14 protein-coding genes and 1 tRNA gene are annotated in these 18811 nt (G+C 59.7%); 8 read left to right on the top strand and 7 right to left on the bottom strand.

The window, feature by feature from the left end:
* Positions 1-19: 19 nt before the first annotated feature.
* Positions 20-1519, top strand: a complete 1500-nt coding sequence (locus ACR0KM_RS15295) for a divergent polysaccharide deacetylase family protein (RefSeq protein ID WP_480857571.1) — start codon at positions 20-22, stop codon at positions 1517-1519.
* Positions 1520-1552: 33 nt separating this feature from the next.
* Here ACR0KM_RS15295 and trpE read toward each other — a convergent pair whose 3' ends face one another.
* The 5 genes from trpE to fabI all read right to left on the bottom strand — a co-directional run bounded on the left by trpE (position 1553) and on the right by fabI (position 7556).
* A complete protein-coding gene (gene trpE, locus ACR0KM_RS15290) occupies positions 1553-3064 on the bottom strand; it encodes an anthranilate synthase component I (RefSeq protein ID WP_480857573.1) in 1512 nt (503 codons plus the stop codon).
* 12 nt (positions 3065-3076) lie between these two features.
* A complete protein-coding gene (locus tag ACR0KM_RS15285) occupies positions 3077-4918 on the bottom strand; it encodes a peptidyl-prolyl cis-trans isomerase (RefSeq protein ID WP_480857575.1) in 1842 nt (613 codons plus the stop codon).
* An 81-nt stretch (positions 4919-4999) separates the two neighbouring features.
* Positions 5000-6175, bottom strand: a complete 1176-nt coding sequence (locus ACR0KM_RS15280; protein ID WP_480857577.1) for an aminotransferase — start codon at positions 6173-6175, stop codon at positions 5000-5002.
* Between the two features lie 61 nt (positions 6176-6236).
* On the bottom strand, positions 6237-6746 hold the full coding sequence (gpt, locus tag ACR0KM_RS15275) for a xanthine phosphoribosyltransferase (protein ID WP_480733083.1): 510 nt from the start codon (positions 6744-6746) through the stop codon (positions 6237-6239).
* A 3-nt stretch (positions 6747-6749) separates the two neighbouring features.
* Positions 6750-7556 carry an enoyl-ACP reductase FabI gene (gene fabI / locus ACR0KM_RS15270; RefSeq protein WP_480857579.1) on the bottom strand — a complete coding sequence of 269 codons (807 nt, stop codon included), beginning with the start codon at positions 7554-7556 and terminating at the stop codon, positions 6750-6752.
* A 135-nt stretch (positions 7557-7691) separates the two neighbouring features.
* On the opposite strand from fabI, the gene pdxH reads away from it, so the two are divergent.
* The 6 genes from pdxH (at position 7692) to ACR0KM_RS15240 (ending at position 14933) form a co-directional block, all read left to right on the top strand.
* Complete coding sequence (gene pdxH, locus ACR0KM_RS15265) at positions 7692-8297, top strand: pyridoxamine 5'-phosphate oxidase (RefSeq protein WP_480819991.1); 606 nt, start codon at positions 7692-7694, stop codon at positions 8295-8297.
* 121 nt (positions 8298-8418) lie between these two features.
* Positions 8419-8946: a cold-shock protein gene (locus tag ACR0KM_RS15260; protein ID WP_480819993.1), complete on the top strand. Its 528-nt coding sequence runs from the start codon at positions 8419-8421 to the stop codon at positions 8944-8946.
* 8 nt (positions 8947-8954) lie between these two features.
* The gene (locus tag ACR0KM_RS15255; RefSeq protein ID WP_480857580.1) at positions 8955-9422 is read left to right on the top strand and encodes a DUF192 domain-containing protein; all 468 of its coding nucleotides are present in this window, start codon (positions 8955-8957) and stop codon (positions 9420-9422) included.
* Between the two features lie 43 nt (positions 9423-9465).
* Positions 9466-9542: transfer RNA gene (locus ACR0KM_RS15250), tRNA-Pro, on the top strand.
* Between the two features lie 983 nt (positions 9543-10525).
* On the top strand, positions 10526-14143 hold the full coding sequence (locus tag ACR0KM_RS15245; protein WP_480857582.1) for a vitamin B12-dependent ribonucleotide reductase: 3618 nt from the start codon (positions 10526-10528) through the stop codon (positions 14141-14143).
* Between the two features lie 544 nt (positions 14144-14687).
* On the top strand, positions 14688-14933 hold the full coding sequence (locus ACR0KM_RS15240) for an EF-hand domain-containing protein (protein ID WP_480857585.1): 246 nt from the start codon (positions 14688-14690) through the stop codon (positions 14931-14933).
* Between the two features lie 52 nt (positions 14934-14985).
* Here the strand turns inward: ACR0KM_RS15240 and ACR0KM_RS15235 are convergent, their stop codons facing one another.
* Complete coding sequence (locus tag ACR0KM_RS15235) at positions 14986-16530, bottom strand: trimethylamine methyltransferase family protein (protein ID WP_480857586.1); 1545 nt, start codon at positions 16528-16530, stop codon at positions 14986-14988.
* Between the two features lie 414 nt (positions 16531-16944).
* On the opposite strand from ACR0KM_RS15235, the gene ACR0KM_RS15230 reads away from it, so the two are divergent.
* Positions 16945-17463, top strand: a complete 519-nt coding sequence (locus ACR0KM_RS15230; RefSeq protein WP_480857587.1) for an outer membrane protein — start codon at positions 16945-16947, stop codon at positions 17461-17463.
* 8 nt (positions 17464-17471) lie between these two features.
* On the opposite strand, the gene ACR0KM_RS15225 is transcribed toward ACR0KM_RS15230, so the two are convergent.
* The gene (locus tag ACR0KM_RS15225; protein WP_480857588.1) at positions 17472-18665 is read right to left on the bottom strand and encodes a pyridoxal phosphate-dependent aminotransferase; all 1194 of its coding nucleotides are present in this window, start codon (positions 18663-18665) and stop codon (positions 17472-17474) included.
* Positions 18666-18811: the final 146 nt, after the last annotated feature.

Here is an 18811-nt window from a genome sequence, read left to right as displayed (position 1 = left end):
CGCGAGAGGCGAGATTTCGATGGGCGGATTTTACGGTGGATTGGGCGCCGGTGCGGTGTCTGTGCTGGCTTTGGGCGTTGTGCTGTCGCTGACGACGCCATTGTCGCACAAGCCCGAAGTGACTGCGGTAGCGCCGGAGGTGACAGAAGCCCCAGAGCCCGCGCAGGCGGTCGAGTTGGAAAACGCCGGTGGAGACGCGGATTTGGTCGAGCTGCCACCCTCTGGACCCGAAAGCCCGGACGCCGCATCGGATTCGCTGGATGCCCTTACAGGTATTGAATTGGACCCGGGTCAGCGACCCGAGACTGCTGGCGCGCCTGCAGGGTCCGATGCACCTGACGCGGCCTCGAACACTACCGTAGCCGTGCAGACCGACGCGCCCGCTGCGCCCGAGGCCCCTGAATTGACACTTGAACAGCCGTCGCCCGAGGCCACGCCCGAAATCGTTGCCGAAGCGCCGCCGCCGCCGCAACCGGAGACTCAGCCCGCGCCCGAGGTGGTCGAGGACGCCCCGGCTGAGCCCGTAGAGGAGGCAGAAGAAGCGCCGCAAATCGCGGCGGTGCAGCCCGACGTCACAGAAACGCCCGAACCTTTGCCGCAGATATCCGGGGCCGAACCCGCACCGCAAGACGATCCAATTGCCGTGGAAGGGGAAGAGGACACACGCCCGGCTTCTAAGCCGCGCGTTCGGACGCTGCCCCAGATCGGTGGCGATGGGCCGGCCAGCTCGGGTACACTGATCGGCAAGCGTGTTGTGCCGTTGACGGACCGCGATGACCCGCCGTCTGATGGCGCAGATACGGCAGATACTGTTGTTGAACCTGCACAAAAACCGATCAAGGAATACGCGGCCAATTTCGAGAACCCCGAGTCGAAGCCGTTAATGTCGATCATCTTGATTGACGATGAAGGCGCATTCGGGGCCGAGGCGCTGCAGGATTTTCCCTATCCGCTCAGCTTCGCCGTCAGTCCGACTGACCCCGATGCCGCTGAGAAGATGGCGCGTCACCGTGAGGCAGGATTTGAGGTGCTTGCGCTTATCGATATGCACGAAGCCTCGACGGCACAGGATGCCGAAGTGTCTCTGGCGGTTTGGCTGGACACACTCCCATACACCGTGGGTATCTTGGAAGGTGTCGGAACCGGCATCCAGGGCAACCGCAAGCTGGCAGATCAAGTCGCAGCCATAGCGGGCAGTACCGGTCGTGGGCTGGTCACACAGGACAGTGGGCTGAACACGGTCCAGAAATTGGCCGCACGCGAGGGGATTCCATCCAGCGTCGTCTTCCGCGACTTTGACGGGGCCGATCAGGATCCCAAGATCATGCGCCGTTTTCTGGATCAGGCAGCGTTCCGCGCGGGACAGGAGGGCGCCGTCGTGATGATGGGCCGTTTGCGGCCCGAGACAATCTCGGCCCTGTTGCTGTGGGGGCTTGAGGATCGCGGGGGGCGCGTGGCGATGGCACCGATTTCAGCGGTTATGATGAAGGAAGTGGAACAGGACGACTCGGGGTCCTGAAGATAAGTCGGCGGCGAGGGTCTGCCGCCGGTCTCAGGCGTTGCCGCTGCCCGTAAAGCGGGCTGCATCAGCCGCAGCGCGCCGGATCGCGTTCGATTTGTGGACGGTTTCCATATACTCCGCCTCGGGATCGCTGTCGTAGACGACACCGCCGCCTGCCTGAATGTATAGCTTGTGGTCCTTCACAATGGCGGTTCGCAGCGCGATGCACATATCCATGTCGCCGCCCGCGCTGAAATAGCCCACACCGCCGCCATAGATGCCGCGCTTTTCTGGTTCCAACTCGTCGATGATCTCCATCGCGCGGACCTTTGGCGCGCCCGAGACTGTGCCCGCGGGCATTCCGGCAAAGAAGGCATCGAGTGCATCTTTGTCTTCAGCAAGCTCGCCAACCACGTTCGAGACGATGTGCATCACATGACTGTAGCGTTCGATAATGAACTCTTCGGTCGGGCGTACTGTGCCGATTTTCGATACACGTCCCGTATCGTTGCGGCCCAGATCCAGCAGCATCAGGTGCTCGGCCAGTTCTTTCTGATCGGCCAAAAGATCGACCTCGTGCGCCTTGTCCTCCTCGGGTGTTGCACCGCGCGGCCGTGTGCCCGCGATGGGCCGGATCGTGACCTCATTGCCGAAGACACGGACCAGGATTTCGGGGCTGGCGCCGACCACCTGAAACCCACCGAAGTTGAAATAGAACATGAAGGGCGAGGGGTTGGTGCGCCGCAAAGAGCGATAAAGTGCAAAAGGCGGTTGCGGAAAATCCTGCGTCCAGCGCTGCGCCGGGACCACCTGAAAGATATCACCTGCGCGAATGTAGTCCTTGGCCCGCTCAACGGCGTCCATATAACCTGATTTGGTGAAGTTCGACACCGGCGGCCCGGCTTCGATCGCATCGCCCAGGTCGCGTGTTTCGGCAGGCATGGCGCGTTCGAGATCGCGTACGGCATCCATCACGCGCTCCGCCGCCTGTGCGTAAGCGGCTTTGGCGGTTTGACCTTCGCTGACCCATGCGGGCGACACCACGGTAACTTCGCCTTTTACGCCGTCTAATACCGCGATGACCGATGGGCGCAGCATGACAGCATCCGGCAGCCCCAAAGGGTCCGGGTTCACGTCTGGCAGGTATTCGACCAGACGCACCATGTCATAGCCCAGATACCCGAACAGACCGGCAGCCGCCTGCGGCAGGTCATCCGGCAACGCGATGCGGCTTTCGGCCAGCAGCGCACGCAGGTTGTCCATCGGGTTGCCCTGCTGTGGCTCGAAGGCTTCGGCGTCGAACCGGGCCGAGCGGTTCAGCGCGGATGTCTCGCCATGGCAGCGCCAGATCAGATCCGGTTTCATGCCAATGATGGAGTAGCGCCCGCGTACTTCGCCCCCGGTCACCGATTCAAGCATGAACGCGTCTTTCTGCGCGCCGGTCAGCTTGAGCATTAGCGAAACAGGCGTGTCCAGATCGGCCGCGAGCCGCGTGTAGACGACCTGATTGTCGCCCGCGTCATAGGCACGTGCGAAAGCGTCAAAATCCGGGGTCAGGGCCATCAGTCTACTCTTTTAGTGGCTGTTCCGCACGGCATTCAGCGCCTGCTGATCCAATACGGGACGTGCGCGCGTCTGCGCGTCACGTACGTAGATATCAAAAATGTTCTGTGCCAGCGCCTGGTTCATCTGCGCGGCCAAAGCGTCCTGCATCTGGCGCTGTTCGTCGGTTTCCGCCGGGGGCAGTTCTGCGTCCAGCCTGACGATCAGGGCACTATCGGTGCCGGGAATCACGCGCAGCTCGTCGGGGGCCATCTCGAAGATCTGGGTCATGAAATCCACCGGTACGTCTTCAAGAAACGCCGTGCGGGTCAACGCGTTTTCCACGCGGAAGGGCAGACCCGTCGCGGTGAAATCGCCATCCGTTTCAAGTTGCGCCAGGATTTCACTGGCCTGAGCGTCCAGCGCCTTCGCGGTCTCGTCCTGCATCCACGCCTCAGCGACCTTCGGGCGGGCACTGTCGATCGGTTCGGGACGCTCGGGTAGCACTTCATCCAGTCGCAACGCAAACAGCGAGCCGTCTTCAAGGAATGCGACCTCGGGGAAATCGCCTTCTTGTACGGCCACAGCGGCTTCGCGGAACCCGTCATAGGCGGCGACACCTTCGTCGCTTTGCTGGGTCCAGTCGATCTGACCCAGCTCAAGTTCGGTCTCGTTCGCCAGCTCTTCCAATGTCGCGCCACCGGCGAGCAAATCGTTGATGTCTTCTGCCTGCGCTTCGATCTGACGCCGCGCGCGGTCTGCTGCCAGTTCTTCACGCAGCTCGGGCTCGGCTTCTTCGAAGGTCACGTTATTCGCGGCGAGTGAGCCATTGATGCGGAACAGGGCGGGTCCGAAGGTGGACGGCAGGGGGCCAACAACAGCGTCGATCTCGGCAGCAAAGATAGCATCTGCGGCATCGCCCAGATCTTCGCGGGTCACGTCACCCAGATCAACATCGCTGAGTTCCAGTTGGCGATCCCGAACCAGTTGTTCGAAATCCGCACCGCCGACTTCCAGTTGCGCCAGCGCTTCGGTCGCAGCAGCTTCGCTGGGATAGGTCAGACGTTCAACCAGACGGCGTTCGGGCTGCAGATATTGTGCTGCGCGCTGGTCATACAGTCGGCGGAGCGAGTCCTCATCCACCTCGACACTGTCCAGCAACATCTCGGGCGAGAGAATGGCATAGGTCAAACGCTTGGTGCGGGGTAGGACAAAGCGGTCGCCATTGGCGTCGTAGTAGGCCTGAATCTGCGCGTCGGTTGGCTGCGCAATCGGGGTTTCAAGCGCATCAGCCGAAAGGGTGGCAACGGTAAAGCTGCGGCGGGAAAGCACATAGTTCGACAATGCCTCGGTCATGGTCAGGGGCATCTCGACGCCGCTCATGACAGCGCCCTGGACGATGGTACGGGCGGATTCCTTACGCAGGTCGGATTCGAATTCGGAATCGGACATGCCCACCTGATCCAGCTGGAAGCGATAGGCTTCGCGGTCGAACGTTCCATCGACCCCCTGAAAGGCGGGAATCTGCACGATCTCGCGCTGCAGGTTCTCATCGCCGATGGAGATGCCCAGTTGCCCGACTTCGTTATCCAATGCGGCCAAGGCGATCAGGCGGGACAGGGCCAGTTGGTCCAGACCCAGGTCATGCGCCTGCGATATTTGCATCGGCTGCCGGGTCTGCGCCTCGATCGCGCGGATTTCCCGTTGCAGTTCGCGGAAATATTCGTCGACCGAAACGCTTTCATCCCCGACCTGAGCGACCGTGCGCACCGTACCCGTCAGGCTGGTGGCGCCGAACCCGGCAAGGCCCAGCATCAGAAGACCCATGAGGATCCATACAAAGGTCTTGGATAGGTTTTTCATGCCTGCGGCCATGGTGCCCTCTTTCTTATGTCGACGCGTGTCTGCCCTGTCGGTTGCGGACCTGAATACGATGCGTGGCGCGGGGGGGCAAGCTTAGATGGACAGGCCTTGCAGCCGGTCGAACAATTGCGCAATTCCGCTGCGGTCGAGATTGGCAAATGCGATGCGAACCTGCCGATTTCCGGCGGGGTCATACGCGGGCATGAACATGGTCCCGGGCAACAGGAGAATGCCAAGTTCGGGCACCAGTCGTTTGGCCAGTTCATCCGAGGGAATATCGAACGGATGCTCAAGGTAGGCAAAATATGCGCCCAGCCCCAACAGCCGCCAGCCTTTATCTTCCAGACGGTGCATGCCGTCAGAGATCGCGGCACGGCGGTCGAGGATTTCATCCCGCTCACTCGCCACCCATTGCGACAGGTTCTGCATCCCCCAGAGCGCCGCAAACTGTCCGATCTGGCCCGGGCAAATGGCAACGGTATCGAGGAATTTCTCGATCTCGGCAAGTAGTGCGGGGCTTGTCGCGAGCGCGCCGACGCGGTGACCGGTCAGGCGATAAGCTTTCGAGAACGAATATAGATGCACAAATGTGGCGTCCCAGCCCGGTTGCTGGAACAGCGCATGCGGTGCGCCGCTGCGGCTGTCGAAATCGCGATAGGTTTCATCGACCAGCAGGTACAACCCGTTCTCTTGCGCAAGATCGTAGAAGGCGCGCACCAGTTCAGCAGGGTATTCCACGCCGCCGGGATTGTTCGGCGTGACCAGAGCGATTGCGCGGGTTTTGTCGGTGATCAGGGCGCGCGCTTGCTCGGGGTCGGGCAGCAGGTCATCACCGGTGGGCAGATCGATCGCGGTGACCCCGGCCATATCCAGCCACATTTTATGGTTGAAATACCATGGGGTCGGCAAGATGACCTCGTCCCCCTGATCGGTGATAGCCGAGATGACCGCCGAGAACGCCTGATTACAGCCCGAGGTGATGGCGACATGATCGGCAGCGACCTGAGCGACGTAGTGGGTGCTGATCTGCGCGGCAAGCTCGGACCGCAGATCGTCATTGCCCAGAACCGGGCCGTAGAGATGCGCGCTGTCCTGCGACACAGCGAAATTTGCCATGGCCTGACGCAGCGCAAGCGGCGGCGGGTCAACCGGGGTGGCCTGGCTGACATTGATCAGGGGGCGATCTGCGGGGAAGGTGACGCCATCAAGCCAGCGGCGCGCCTCCATCACCGGAGGGGGGAAGGTGGCGCTGGTGCGGGTCTGTGTCATGGTGTGACCATTTTGCGAGGCTCTGCCTCGCGCTCCGAAGTATTTTTGAACAGAAGAAGGATCAGTCGGTGCCCCGATAGGGTTCGACATATTGCAATGCCATATCCCACGGGAAGAAGATCCATGTGTCCTGAGAGACCTCGGTGATGTAGGTGTCGACCATCGGACGGCCTTTGGGCTTGGCGTAGACGGTGGCGAAATGGGCCTTGGGGTACATTTCGCGCACCAGTTCCAGCGTTTTGCCGCTGTCGACCAGATCGTCGATGATCAGGACGCCGGTGCCATCGCCCATCAGGTCGGCGTTGGGGGCCTTGAGCACCTCGGCCTCGCCCTGTGCCTGATGGTGATAGGATTTCACGCTGACCGTGTCGACGGTGCGAATGTCGAGTTCTCGGCTGACGATCATCGCGGGCGCCATACCGCCGCGGGTGATGGCCACCACAGCGCGCCATGCGCCATCGTCGGGGCCTTGCCCGTCCAGCCGCCACGCCAGCGCGCGGCTGTCGCGGTGGATCTGGTCCCAGCTGATGTGAAAGCCTTTTTCGTGGGGCAGGCGGTCCTTGGCACTCATGGCTTAACCCTTTTCGACGTCGGGTGCGTCGACGGCTTTCATACCGACGATGTGATAGCCTGAATCCACGTGCAGGTTCTCTCCGGTTACGCCGCTGCTGAGGTCGGACAGCAGGTAAAGTGCCGAGTTGCCAACATCGTCGATCGTCACATTCCGGCGCAGGGGCGAGTTATACTCGTTCCACTTCATGATATAGCGGAAGTCGCCGATGCCACTGGCCGCCAGCGTCTTGATCGGGCCCGCCGAGATCGCGTTGACGCGGATACCGTCCTTGCCGAGATCCTCGGCCAAGTATTTGACCGACGCTTCCAGCGCGGCTTTGGCGACGCCCATCACATTATAATGTGGCATGACCTGCTCGGCACCATAGTAGGTGAGAGTGATGGCAGAGCCGCCCTCGGTCATCAGCTTCTCGGCCCGTTGCATGACAGCGGTGAAGGAATAGACCGACACATCCATGGTCAGATTGAAATTGGCGCGGCTGGTGTCGACATAGCGGCCGCGCAGTTCGTTCTTGTCGGAGAAGCCGATGGCGTGGACGACGAAATCCAGCTTGCCCCATTTCTGCTCGAGCGCGGTGAACAGCCCGTCGATGGAGGCTTCGTCGCTGACATCACAGGGCAGGACGATTTCGCTGCCTAGCTGCGCCGCCAGCGGATCGACGCGTTTCTTCAGGGCATCGCCCTGATAGGAAAAGGCCAGTTCGGCCCCGGCGTCGGACAAGGCGCGGGCGATTCCCCATGCGATTGATTTGTCATTGGCCAGTCCCATGATGAGGCCGCGTTTTCCGGCCATCAACTGATTTGACATCTTCGGTTCTCCGCATGTCGTCGCGTTACTTTCGGTTGGTTTATGCCATTGATTGGTCTGCATCAAGGCCATGCGCTCTTGCCCGCAGCGGGTTCTCGCCTTAGGGTCGAGAACAATTGTTTCCAGGGGATGGAAATGAACGAGCGCAGTGGAATCTTCGCGGGCGCCGATCCGTTCGAAATAGCGGGGCGGTGGCTGGCTGAGGCAGAACAAACGGAACCGAACGATCCGAACGCGATTGCGCTGGCAACCGTGGACCAGAGTGGCTTGCCAAATGTCCGCATGGTGTTGCTCAAAGAGATCGAGAAGGGTGCCTTCGTCTTCTACACGAACTACCACAGCGCCAAGGCCGAGGAATTGGAGAGCGCAGGCACTGCGGCTTTCGTGATGCATTGGAAATCTTTGCGGCGTCAAATTCGCGTTCGTGGTACAATAACGCGCGAAGAAGGCGCTCAGGCGGATGAGTATTATGCGTCGCGGTCTCTCAAAAGTCGTTTGGGGGCTTGGGCATCGCATCAATCGCAACCGCTTGAAAGCCGGGCCGCGCTGATGGCCGAGGTGGCAAAGCTGACCGCCAAACTGGGAACAAATCCGCCGCGCCCTAAGTTCTGGGGTGGTTATCGACTGACACCGGTTGAGATAGAATTCTGGGCCGATGGGGCGTTTCGGTTGCATGACCGGTTCCGCTGGCGGCGCGATGGCACCGGATCCGACTGGCAAGTGCAGAGGTTAAATCCATGACGTTCACGTGTCGTGAAATGCAACGGTCAGTAAATAAAGGATTTTTTCAACTTGAATTTGCGCGCCAATCCCATAAACAACAGGCTCTTAACGCCTTGGTAATCTTCGTGATGGAAAAACAGTGCCAGAAGATCTGAACAGCATGTACCGCGTTCGTGGACACGTAAAATGGTTCGACCCCGCAAAGGGGTACGGATTTGTCGTGTCTGACGCTGGCGGGCCGGATATTCTGCTTCACGTCAATGTCCTGCGCAATTTTGGTCAAAGCTCGGTCGCTGATGGGGCCGGGATCGAGATCATGACGCACAAGACAGACCGCGGCGTTCAGGCGGTCGAAGTCATTAGCGTGGACCCGCCCGTTCGGGCCGAGGCGATGATGCTCGCCGATTTTGCCGAGCTTGACCCGAACGTGATCGGAAACGCTCCGCTTGAAGCCGCGCGTGTCAAATGGTTCGACAAGGGCAAGGGCTTTGGTTTTGCCAATGTGTTTGGCAGCAGCGAAGATGTGTTTCTGCACATCGAGGTGCTGCGCCGTTCGGGGCTTGCGGATCTGCAGCCAGGCGAAGCCCTGGCCATGCGCGTGATCGACGGCAAACGGGGTCGCATGGCCGCGCAGGTGCTGGCGTGGGAAGCTGCGCTGAACAGTTGACCCAAATCATGAAAAAATTCGGTTTAGCTTTGGTGATCCTTACCTGCTTTCTTGGCGGGATCGCGCGGGCCGAGTGTCGTGTGGACCGGGTCGAGCTGCGAAATGATATAGCGCAGGTCAGGTTTGATATTGAATTGGCCATCACTGCGCAGGAAAAGTCGCGCGGCTTGATGTTTCGCGAAAGCATGCCGGACCGTTCGGGGATGCTGTTTGTGTATGATCGGCCGCAGCCGGTTGCCTTCTGGATGAAGAATACGCTGATCCCACTGGATATGATTTTCATTGATCAGACCGGGGTCGTCTCTCATGTGCACGAGGGTGCCGTTCCGGGCGATCTGACGCCAATTGACGGTGGCGATTCGGTTTTTGCAGTTCTGGAAATCAACGCCGGGCTCGCTGCGCGCTATTCTATTCGCCCCGGCACTCAGATGCGGCACGAAGTTTTTTCGCAGGGGCCGGCAATTTGGCCCTGTTAGGGCTTTTCAAATCAGATCGCCACGTTTAGGAAGGCGCACGGTCCGGGGCGTGGCGCAGTCTGGTAGCGCACCTGTTTTGGGTACAGGGGGTCGTAGGTTCGAATCCTGCCGCCCCGACCACTCCTTTCACACAGGCGTTCCGCCGAAGTTTGTGTAAAGGCGCGAGAATTGCCGATCCAGATCCCCGCTTTCAACCGGTATCTTCAGGGTCTTGCCACTTTTCTGCGGAACCAGAAAAAACAGTTCAGCGTCCACCCGATACCCTTGCTGGTTTTTTGTCGAACTCAGGCGGGTCACGATTTGAGGCAGGTTTTGTGGATACCCGTGGTGCCGCAGAATCAGAAAGGCCGTGGCTTGCGGGGGCAGTGTTTCGCGACACTCGAATCTGTCCGAGCCAATTTTTTGATACCTGTCACCTGGCCCCGAGCAATCGGCCCTGAAGGTAGTGAACAGGTTTGTGGGGTAATCCGGGAATTGCGCGCTGCGTGATGCGGTTGGTGTTGCTTGTGATGTACAAGACACGATCAAGGCCATCAGGGACAATATTAAGAGCGGGCGCATGGTGGAAACGAATCCTGTACGAAAAACGCAACACCGCCTTTATGCCATGCGCGCCGTGCCGCAGACGATGATTCTCTGCGATCTTGCTTAACCGGCATCTGCATGACCATTCTCTTGTAACTGCTATGGGCGGAACGAGAAATCAATTTGCGACTCGTGCGGTTGCTTTGATGGATCGTCGCAACCTGCGTGTGCGGGAATCATTTGCAGGCGGGTTCCTGCCGATACCGCGTATCGGGTCAACCCAAAAGATTTCAAAAATGAGCGAAAAAGCCCGTTGACCAACTATGGGTCAATACGTCAGATTGTATAGGCCGATAGCGGAGCCACTAAATCTGGTAGGCAATGGCCAGAAAAGGGTTCCGGGCAAGGGACGGACAGCAAACCAATAGAATGTGCAACCGCAACGTGGTTTTGCGCTGTTATGGGCAGCGCGCGGTCGTTTGCGTCCTTTCTGGTCGGTCGCGCGGGCGGCACCCCGCAACACAAGATTTGGTGCCGGCGTTGAGAATTTTGGACAACCTGAAGCTGGGGCAGCGGACATGAAGATTGAAAGAAAATTCACCAAACCGGGGCAGGATGCTTATGCCGATCTGGATTTTGTGTCGGCCACGTCTGAAATCCGTAACCCGGACGGCACTATCGTATTCCGCCTTGACGAGATCGAGGTGCCCGCGAAGTGGAGCCAGGTGGCCAGCGATGTCATCGCGCAGAAATACTTCCGCAAGGCCGGTGTTCCGTCCAAGCTGAAAAAGGTCAAAGAGAAGGACGTGCCCGAATTCCTGTGGCGCTCGGTTCCTGCTGATGGCGCAGAATTCGATGGAGAAACCTCGTCCAAGCAGGTGTTCGACCGTCTGGCCGGTGCGTGGGCCTATTGGGGCTGGAAGGGCGGCTATTTCTCGACCGAGGATGACGCGCGCGCTTACTTCGACGAAATGCGCTATATGCTGGCAACCCAGCGCGCCGCACCGAACTCGCCGCAATGGTTCAACACCGGTCTGCACTGGGCTTACGGGATCGACGGCCCGGCGCAGGGGCATCACTATGTCGACTACAAAACCGGCAAGCTGACCAAATCGAAATCCGCATACGAGCACCCGCAGCCGCACGCCTGCTTCATCCAGTCCGTCGACGATGATCTGGTGAACGAAGGCGGCATTATGGATCTATGGGTGCGAGAGGCGCGCCTGTTCAAATACGGCTCGGGCACTGGTACGAACTTCAGCCATCTGCGCGCAGAAGGCGAGGCGCTGTCGGGTGGCGGAAAATCCTCGGGCCTGATGGGCTTTCTCAAGATCGGCGATCGCGCCGCTGGCGCGATCAAATCAGGCGGGACAACCCGTCGAGCAGCAAAGATGGTGATCGTGGACGCCGATCACCCCGATATCGAGCAATTCATCGAATGGAAGGTGCTTGAAGAGCAGAAGGTAGCCTCGATCGTTGCCGGGTCGAAGATGCACGAGAAGATGCTGAACGGCATTTTCGAGGCCATTCGCTCTTGGGACGGCTCTGCGGATGACGCGTACGATCCCAACAAGAACGACGCGCTGAAAAAAGCGGTGCGCGAGGCCAAAAAGGTCGCGATCCCCGAGACTTACATCAAACGCGTGCTGGACTATGCCAAACAGGGTCACGACAGCATCGAATTCCCGACCTACGATACGGACTGGGATTCGGAAGCCTACAGCTCGGTTTCGGGTCAGAACTCGAACAACTCGATCCGTGTGACCAACGCGTTTCTGACCGCTGTTGAGAAAGACGCCGATTGGGAGCTGATCAACCGCACCGACGGCAAGGTCGCCAAGACCGTCAAGGCCCGCGATCTGTGGGAGAAAGTCGGCCATGCGGCATGGGCCTGCGCCGATCCGGGTATCCAGTTCCATGATACCGTAAACGAATGGCACACATGCCCCGAAGACGGTGAGATTCGCGGCTCGAACCCGTGCTCGGAATATATGTTCCTGGACGATACGGCCTGTAACCTGGCGTCGATGAACCTGCTGACCTTCCTCAAGGATGGCGAGTTCCAAGCGGCGGACTACATGCATGCCTCGCGTCTGTGGACCCTGACGCTGGAAATCTCGGTGACGATGGCGCAGTTCCCGTCCAAGGAAATCGCGCAGCTGTCTTACGACTTCCGCACTTTGGGTCTGGGCTACGCAAATATCGGCGGCCTGCTGATGAACATGGGCTACAGCTATGACTCGGATGAGGGCCGGGCGATCTGTGGCGCGCTGACTGCGATCATGACCGGTGTGGCCTATGCGACCTCGGCTGAAATTGCAGGTGAGTTGGGGCCGTTCAAGGGGTACGAGCGCAACGCCGACCACATGCTGCGCGTTATCCGCAATCACCGCCGCGCGTCGCAGGGCGTGACCGAGGGGTATGAGAAACTGGCTGTGAAGCCGGTTCCTCTGGACCACGGCAACTGCCCGGACAAGCGTTTGGTCGATCTGGCCATGTCGGCTTGGGATGAGGCTCTGAGCCTCGGCGAGAAGAACGGCTACCGCAACGCTCAGGCCACTGTGATTGCGCCGACCGGCACCATTGGTCTGGTGATGGATTGCGACACCACGGGGATCGAGCCGGACTTTGCTCTGGTCAAGTTCAAGAAGCTCGCGGGTGGCGGTTACTTCAAGATCATCAACCGCTCGGTGCCGTCGGCGCTGGAGAAGCTGGGCTATTCTTCGGCTCAGATCGAAGAGATCGTCAGCTACGCGGTCGGCCACGGCACCATCGGCAATGCACCGGGGATCAACCACACCTCGCTGACCGGTCACGGCTTTGGCCCGAACGAACTGGCCAAGGTGGACGCGGCGCTGGAAAGCGCCTTTGATATCCGGTTCGTTTTCAACCAGTGGACTCTGGGCGAGGATTTCTGCACCGGCGTACTGGGCATCCCGGCGACCAAGCTGAACGATCCGACCTTCGACCTTCTGCGCCATCTGGGCTTTACCAAAGCGGATATCGACGCGGCCAACGACCATGTCTGCGGAACCATGACGCTGGAAGGTGCGCCGCATCTGAAGGAAGAGCACTATTCCATCTTCGACTGCGCCAACCCGTGCGGCAAGAAAGGCAAGCGTTTCCTTGGGGTTGATAGCCACATCACCATGATGGCCGCTGCGCAGAGTTTCATCTCTGGTGCGATCTCGAAGACGATCAACATGCCAAATGACGCGACCATCGAGGATTGCCAGAAGGCTTATGAACTGTCGTGGTCGTTGGGCGTGAAGGCGAACGCACTCTATCGTGACGGCTCGAAACTGTCCCAGCCACTGGCGGCGGCGCTGGTCGAGGATGATGATGAGGCGGCGGAAGTTCTGGAAAGCGGCTCGACGCAGGAAAAAGCCGTCGTTCTGGCCGAAAAGGTGATCGAGAAGGTTGTGGTCAAGGAAATGATCCGCAGCCATCGCGAGAAACTACCCCATCGCCGCAAGGGCTATACCCAGAAGGCGATCGTCGGTGGCCACAAGGTTTACTTGCGGACCGGTGAGTTCGAAGACGGCAAGCTGGGCGAGATTTTCATCGACATGCACAAGGAAGGCGCTGGCTTCCGCGCGATGATGAACAACTTTGCCATCGCCGTGTCGGTTGGTCTGCAATATGGCGTGCCGCTGGAAGAGTTTGTCGACGCCTTCACCTTCACCAAGTTTGAACCGGCTGGGATGGTGCAGGGCAACGACTCGATCAAGAACGCAACCTCGATCCTTGATTACATCTTCCGCGAACTGGCTGTGTCCTATCTGGATCGCACCGACCTGGCCCATGTGAAACCCGAAGGCGCAACCTTTGACGATCTGGGTCGGGGCGAAGAGGATGGTCTGTCTAACGTCTCGGAAATCAGCGAAAGCGCGGCAACCAAGTCTTTGGAAGTGCTGAAACAAATCAGCTCGACCGGGTATCTGCGCAAGCGCCTGCCGCAAGACCTGATGGTCTTCAACGGCGGTCAGACCGATGTAACCGGCATGGCCGAAACCGCAGCCACCTTTGAGGCACCTGCTGAAACGGCGGTTGCAACCGGTATGGACGCACGGACCAAAGCCAAAATGCAAGGATACGAGGGCGATCCCTGCGGCGAATGCGGAAACTACACGCTGGTGCGCAACGGCACCTGCATGAAGTGCAACACCTGCGGCGCGACAAGCGGGTGTAGCTGAGTTTAGCGCCCCGGCAACCCGGGGTGCAGGGGTCGGATAGCTGCCACAGGTACCGACCCCGACGAATACGAAGCAAGGCGCTGAGACTTACCATCGATGCCTTGTTTCACTCGGCCGACATGCCCGTGTTGGCCGGGAACAGGGTGGGGCGGAATATTTGCTCCCTCCCACTCTCTCACGGAACGGGTGCGCTCGTTCCATGCGCAGTCCAGGCCGCAGGCAAAAAAACACCGGGCGGTCAACGAATTGAGCCTGGAAGGCGAAACTGACAGGGGGCTTCGGCCCCCTTTCTTTTTCGACCTTTTACCCGGCAATCTAGGCAGAGCCCCGCCTGAGCGGCCTGATCCCGCCGGGCAATACCTGCCGAAACGGATGAGCGACATTTTACCCGGCGGGCCTTCGCGGATGAGACTCAGGCAGACACGCAAAGATTGGCGCGTCTGCCCGGTATTCTCGCCATGCGGGTGACAGTTGATGCGCGATGGGTGTCTGTTGCCCCTGTCCGGACGAAATACGCAAAACAACTCACTTAGGAGGCAATATCATGAAACCGTTAACACTGGTGACCCTGTCCGTAGTTGCGCTTGGCGCGCCCACAATGGCGCTGGCGCAATCCAGCGCGGATGCAAATGGCGATGGTGTCTTGACCATCGAAGAGGTGCAAGTCGTTCTTCCCGAAATTGACGCAGACACCTTCTCTGTCATGGACGCAAATGGAGACGGCACGCTGGATGCAGATGAGATTGCCATTGCGCAAGAAGCCGGTTTGCTGCCCCCCAGCAACGGGTAGTCGCAATGGACAGGAAGTGGCTCAAGCCTTTCTTGGGCCACTTTTCAATAGGTTAGGTGGGAAGGTGAATGTTGAATTTATCGCGCAGTTCGGCATCCAGAAGCGGATCAAAGCGCGCGCTGGACGGCGTTGCGAGAATTTCCTCTTTTCTGGCGATGGCCTTCTCGATCAGGTCCGGCTTACCTAATTCAACCCATTCCTTGGGCGAGGTCCGATCCCCGAAGGTCGGATAGACATAATCCGCCTGCATCCTGCTGAGCGTTGCATCGGTGCCCAGATAATGCCCGGGCCCACCCATGCAGACCTCGGCCATCTGATCCAGCGCAAGCGTCTCGTCGCTGACCTCGATCCCGCGCACACAGCGCTGTGCCTGACCAATCAGATCGTCACCCAATATCAGGCTTTCATGGCAAAATCCCAATAAGGAGGCATGCATTCCTGCCGCCTCATAGACCATGTTCAGCCCCGACAGTCCTGCCATGACGTTTGAGCACATCTGCTCCCAACCGGCCTGCATATCGGGCAGCTTCGAATCTGAGGCTCCGGCGGCCGCACCGCCGGGCAGGTCATAGAAACGGTGCATCTGTGCGCAACCTGCGGTCAGCAGAGCCTGTTCGCCCGAGCCGATGGACATCGCACCTGTGCGCAGATCCAGACCAAAAGGCCAGGTGCCGAAAATCGCGGGCGCTCCGGGGCTTACGGCGTTTACGTAAACCAGCCCGGCCAGACATTCTGCGGTGGCTTGCGTGATCGCGCCGGCGATGGTCGATGGTGCCGTGGCCCCGGCCATGCCAGCGGACAGGAGCAGGACGGGCATGCCTGCTTTGATGCATTGCTCCATCACCTCGCAGCTTTCGGTCGCGAATTTCATCGGAGGCACAACAAAACAGTTCGAGTTCGACACAAAAGGCCGCGCACGATACTTGTCTTCGCCACCGGCGATCATGTGGAGCATCTCGACGGCGGGCGCGACATGACTGGGCTCGGTAAAGGATGTGCCGATATGTTTGAATGTCCCCGAACAGGCGGCGTAGATCGTGTTCAGGTCCATCTCGAGGTTATCGGTGATATCGCGGCAGACCATTGGACGTTGGACAAAGTGAATGTTTTCAAGCTGTTCGCAGATGCGCGCAGCATCGTGCAGGTCCTGAACGGTTGAATCGCGATAGTCCTGCCCGTGGACATCGACCATGCTGACGGCGGCCCCGGCGGTGCCATAGTGAACCTTGGTACCCGACAGTTCCAGATCGGTCTTGCCATCCCGGCTGTACAACGTAACAGCGCGGTTGGCTTTTGCGATGGTGTCCTCGACCAGCGCGCGGGGAAAGCGAATGCGACCATCATCGCCCAGGGTACATCCGGCGGCGACCAGATAGTCGATACCGCTTTGTGGTGCGTCGGCCAGGCCGATGGTCTCAAGGGCTGTAAGGGCAGCTTCGTGAATGCGCTCGATCTGGTTTGGGGTCAGGACATTGAGGACACCGCCCTCCATTCCTGGACGAATGGGGCGCAAGTGTTCCGGCAGGGCCGCTGCGCGGGCTGCACGACGCGCGGCGCGCCCGCCGCTGCGAGAAGGAGTGGGGGTTTGATCGTTCATGAACTTAAGTCCGGCTCTGAGGTGGGTAACGTGACTGCGGATAAACCTAGCAGAGGTTTGGCCTGCCACGCGCAGCACGCCCCCGGTCCGCACCGATCGTGCGGCTGATCAGACGAATTTTCCAGACGTCGCTTTGCATTCACGGCCTCAGTTGGGTTTTTCAAGTGTTGCGGTGCTTGGCGACATAATCTGTCCTATTTGCGACTTGGCTGTGGATAATTTCCGATGACGAAACATCGACGGCGTACAAATGCGCGTGAGAAATTGTTTTTTCCTGTTTCGATAGAAATCTGTTATTCTGTACATAGTTAATTAACCTATGCTTGAGAGTTTAAGCCCTATTCATTGCCGCACCGATACAAGTGTGCGGCCCCGCAATCCGCCCAGACCGGCATCTTTTGTTCGGAGGTCTGAATGAAATTTATCAAGGCCCTCGTTTTTGCAGCCCTGTTTACGGGGGCTGGCCCTGTGTTGGCAGAAGACTGGACAGGGGCCTATGTCGGCTTCAGTTTCGGCTACGCGGATGTTGACGGGTCAGGTGGGGTAGGCGGCAGTGATGCCGCTTTTGGTCCGCATATCGGTTATGATTACGATTTCGGCAATTTCGTCCTGGGTGGTGAGCTTGAGTACAACCGCCTGAACCTCGATCTCGGCCAGTCAGAGGGAAGCCTTGACAGCATGTCTCGCCTGAAACTGCGCGGAGGCTATGATTTCGGTTCGGCGCTGGGGTATGTCGTGGTCGGTACGGCGCGTGCCAGCACCTCGGGCGACAGCGACACGGCTGCGGTTTACGGGATCGGCGTTGCTTATCCGCTGGGCGACCGATTCGTCATCAGCGGTGAGGCGTTGCGGCAGAATTTCGACGATGTGCCAACGGCTGGCAGGGGGCTTGATGCCAATGTCTTTAACCTGCGCACGACCTTCCGTTTCTGATCTGTAGGTCAGGCCGTGGCGGCTTGAGCCTCGGCTGCCAATTGCGCGGCAAACGCACAGAGCAGCTTTAGCGAGGCGACGAACTTCTCATCATCGATGGTCATGGCGACCCGAATATGGCCTGCGGCGGCGGTGCCGAAGCTTTCGCCGGGCATGACAGCGATCGAATGAGTGTCGAGCAGGGCGTTGGCGAAGCCTTCGCCGCTCAGGCCCGTCGCGCGGACATCCAACATCAGGTACATTGCCCCCTGCGCCGGGATCAGGCCAACGGCCTGCTGGGTGGCCAGCACGTCCAGCGCCAGCGCGCGGCGGCGGCGGAAGGGCTCGGATATGCGGCTCTCCAGTTCCTGTCCGGCGTTCAGGGCATAGCTGGCGGCGTCCTGAATAAAGCCCGGTACGCCGTACGTGGTGTGGGTGGCGAGGTTGATCAGATGCGCGATGACCTCTTCCGAGGCGACAATCCAGCCGCAGCGCGATCCGGTCATGGCGTGGGATTTCGACATTGACCCAACGACCAGCGTGCGCTCGGCCATGCCGGGCAGGACGCGAGGGGACAGATGGCTGCCGTCCCAGACCTGCGTGTCATAGACCTCGTCCGAGATCAGCCACAGGTCTCGGCGGTGGCACAGTTCGGCGATGGCCGAGAGCGTTTCAGGGGCATAAACCACGCCGGTCGGGTTGTTCGGGGTGTTTATTAGCAGAGAAACAGCGCCATCGGCGGCGGCGTCGATATCCTTGGCGCGGGGCTGGAAGGCGTCTTCGGCACGGGTCGCGATGGGGCGGGCAATGGCTCCAGCCCCGCGGATGGTGCCGGGATAGGTGGCATAATAGGGGTCGAGATAGAGGCCCACATCACCGGGATCGCACAGCGCGGTATGCGCAGCAAACAGCGCCGCCTGACCGCCCGGCGTGATCAACACATTGTCTCGGGTTGTTCGTACACCGGTGCGCAGCTGGACTCGTGCGGCGACCGTATCGCGCAGCAGATCAGTGCCGGGTACCATGGCATAGCCGGTATGGCCTTCGCGTGCCGAAGCATCCATCGCCGCCAGAATCGAGGGGTCGGTGCCGATATCATGCTCGCCGATGGTCAGCTCGGTGACGGCGTGACCTTCGGCGATCATCTGGCGGGCGCGGTAGAATACGTCCCACCCGTCCGAGCCGCCGCCGGTCAGATGCGTGATGCGATGCGATAGTTTCATGGCGCGCGCCCCCTTTGGGCGAAATGGGGCAGAGCGCCAAGGTTTTGTCAATCGGCTTCGCGAAGGCACCCGGGGCGAACTCAGGACTTGGCGGAGCAGCGAACCCATGCTAGGCAGGGCGCATGAACCGGAAAACCTGCATCATT

The organism is Ruegeria sp. G10, assembly GCF_056533645.1.
This window is presented reverse-complemented; position numbering and strand designations above follow the sequence as displayed.